Here is a 2,618-nt window from a genome sequence, read left to right on the forward strand (position 1 = left end):
GTTGGAGGCCGCTTGCGGGCGAAGGGTGGTCGGGGCGATTCGCGAGCAAGCTCCCTCCAACAGGCGGATCTGGCGGAGGTTCCTGTTGGAGGCCGCTTGCGGGCGAAGGGTGGCCGGGGCGGTTCGCGCGCAAGCGCCCTCCAACAGGCGGATCTGGCGGAGGTTCCTGTTGGAGGCCGCTTGCGGGCGAAGGGTGGCCGGGGCGGTTCGCGAGCAAGCTCCCTCCAACAGTCGAATTCATCGCGGCGCCCGACCGAAGGCCTGTGGGAGACCGGCTTCGCCGGGCGGGGCGAAGGGTGCGATGTCGCATTTCGAATCCGCTTCTCGTACCTTTAGAAATCAACAACAGAAGGAATCGTCACCATGGGCAAGTTTCTGATCGGTTGTCTCGGCGTCGGCCTGCTGCTCTCGGTCGCGGGGATCGGCGTGGTCTGGTGGAAGTTCGGCGACGACATCAGCGCCGGTGTCGGGATGGTGACCGGCAGCCTCGATGCGGTCGAGGAGTTTGCCAGGCTCCAGGAAGAGTTCGAGGAGCTCGACGCCACGGTCGCGAATCGGGCCGCGTTCAGCGCGCCGCCGGAAGGTCAGCTCGACGAGGCGCGCTTCGACCGATTCATGCAGGCCCACGCCCAGATGCGCGACGTGCTCGAAGGCCGCCTGCAGGAGCTCGACGCCAAGTACGACCAGCAGAAGCAGGATCTGGAAGCCGAAGGCAGCGAGATGGGCCTGGCCGAACTGGCCGACGCCTACGGCGACCTTGCCGGGCTGTTGCTCGACGCCAAGCGGGCTCAGGTCGAGGCGCTGAATGCGCAGGAGTTCTCGCTCGAGGAATACCGCTGGACCCGGAATACGGTCTACAAGGCACTCGGCGAAAGCGTCGCCGTCGCCGCCATCGCCCAGGGCGCCAACGCTGCCAACGGCGCGCAGTTCAACCAGACCATCCCGCAGGAAACCATCGACCTCGTCGAACCGCACCGCCAGGAGTTGATGGAGACCTACGTGCTGGCGTGGTGGGGGCTTTGACCCGCCGCCAAGCCTGATCCCATCTGTTGGAGGCCGCTTGCGGGCGAAGGGTGGTCGGGGCAGTTCGCGAGCAAGCTCCCTCCAACAGGCGGTTCTGGCGGAGGTTCCTGTTGGAGGCCGCTTGCGGGCGAAGGTTGGCCGGGGCAGTTCGCGAGCAAGCTCCCTCCAACAGGCCGTTCTGGCGGAGGTTCCTGTTGGAGGCCGCTTGCGGGCGAAGGGTGGTCGGGGCGATTCGCGAGCAAGCTCCCTCCAACAGGCGATCGGATCGGGGCGGTTCGATCTTCCTGTTGGAGGCCGCTTGCGGGCGAAGATTCAGAGCCAGACGGCATCCCAATGCGGGTAGTCACGAACAGAGCCGACAAGCCCTGCTCGGATCGGGTTCCGGATGACGTAGCGTGCGACCGGTCGCGGGTCGTCGCTCGGGCGGAGGCGATAATCATGAAAGCCGTCCTGCCAGATCGAGTTCGTCGTACCTCCGGTCCGGTTCAGCAACCGCGACGTATGGGCTTTCGCCTTGGCCGCCAGCTGGTGGAGTCGGAGACCATCAGCGAGTTGAACCAGCCAGTGAACATGATCCGGCATCACGACAAAGCACAGGGTTGTCGCGTCGTTTCGACAGGTCGCGATGCCGTGAACCGCGCAGCGCGCGGCAGCAAAGTCGGCGAATACGGGAGCTCGGCACCGGGTGACGGCGGTCAGCAGATAGATTTCGCCAGGGCTGGAGATGCGGCCGCGCCGCAGGCGGCGAGTGGCGAACTGTGGCCCTGTCTCAGCGAGGTGGCCCGCGCGATTCAACGTCGGTTCGCGCGCAAGCGCCCTCCAACGGGCCGTCCTGGATACCGCGAGGCCCACCCTCAATCGCACTCCTTGCGATACGCCTCTCTCAGCTCCCTCCGCCGATCCCGCAGCCGCTGGCCGCGCGGTTCGCGGTAGCCGGCGCGGAGTTCGTCCTGGATGGCGTCGATGCGGTTGAGCAGGCGGGTGCAGCGGGCGTGCTGATTCGGATCGGGCGAAAACGGTGACGCGCTCCGGTTTGTCGAAGGCGCCTCGTTGGCGTCGTCCGGGGGCTCCGCGTGGCGTCGCCGCTGCGGTGCCGGGTGGTCCGGCGCGCGATACGTCGAGATCGCCTGCTCGTCGATCACGCGCTCGGACCACCCGGCGACGTCGGGCTCTCGATCGGAGAAGTGGCGGTTGCCGTCTTCGTCGATCCATTCGTAGATGGTCGGGCTGCCTGCCAGCAGCAGTGCCAGCCCGAAGCCCCATGCAAGGTGCTGCATGCGTCCTCCCGTCTGCGGCCGTGCCAGCGGCCGCGTTTGCCAACGGCTGCAGTCTCGGCCAGAACTCGACCGTCCGCTATCGGAAATCGACTCGAATTCTTGTAGGAAATCGACTATTCCGACGAATACCGGAGAGTCGGGTCCGCTTCAGGACGAAGAGTGGCCGGGGGCAGTTCGCGAGCAAGCTCCCTCCGACAGGCGATCGGATCGGGGCGGTTCGATCTCCTGTTGGAGGCCGCTTGCGGGCGAAGGCTGGCCGGGGCGGTTCGCGAGCAAGCTCCCTCCAACAGGCGATCGGATCGGGGCGGCTCGATCTCC

At 66.5% G+C, this 2,618-nt stretch carries 3 protein-coding genes; 1 reads left to right on the plus strand and 2 read right to left on the minus strand.

Features of this window, described 5'->3' with window-relative positions:
• Positions 1 to 363: 363 nt before the first annotated feature.
• Positions 364 to 1,023, plus strand: coding sequence for a hypothetical protein (locus HFP89_RS08855; RefSeq protein WP_168717301.1), 660 nt, complete (start codon positions 364 to 366; stop codon positions 1,021 to 1,023).
• Positions 1,024 to 1,335: 312 nt separating this feature from the next.
• On the opposite strand, the gene HFP89_RS08860 is transcribed toward HFP89_RS08855, so the two are convergent.
• Together HFP89_RS08860 and HFP89_RS08865 are read right to left on the minus strand one after the other, a co-directional pair.
• Positions 1,336 to 1,818 (minus strand): transposase, encoded by a 483-nt coding sequence (locus tag HFP89_RS08860; RefSeq protein WP_168717302.1) that lies wholly within the window; start codon positions 1,816 to 1,818, stop codon positions 1,336 to 1,338.
• Positions 1,819 to 1,877: 59 nt separating this feature from the next.
• The gene (locus HFP89_RS08865; protein ID WP_168717303.1) at positions 1,878 to 2,300 is read right to left on the minus strand and encodes a DUF4124 domain-containing protein; all 423 of its coding nucleotides are present in this window, start codon (positions 2,298 to 2,300) and stop codon (positions 1,878 to 1,880) included.
• Positions 2,301 to 2,618: the final 318 nt, after the last annotated feature.

Source organism: Wenzhouxiangella sp. XN79A, from assembly GCF_012272825.1.
Taxonomy (GTDB): Bacteria; Pseudomonadota; Gammaproteobacteria; order Xanthomonadales; family Wenzhouxiangellaceae.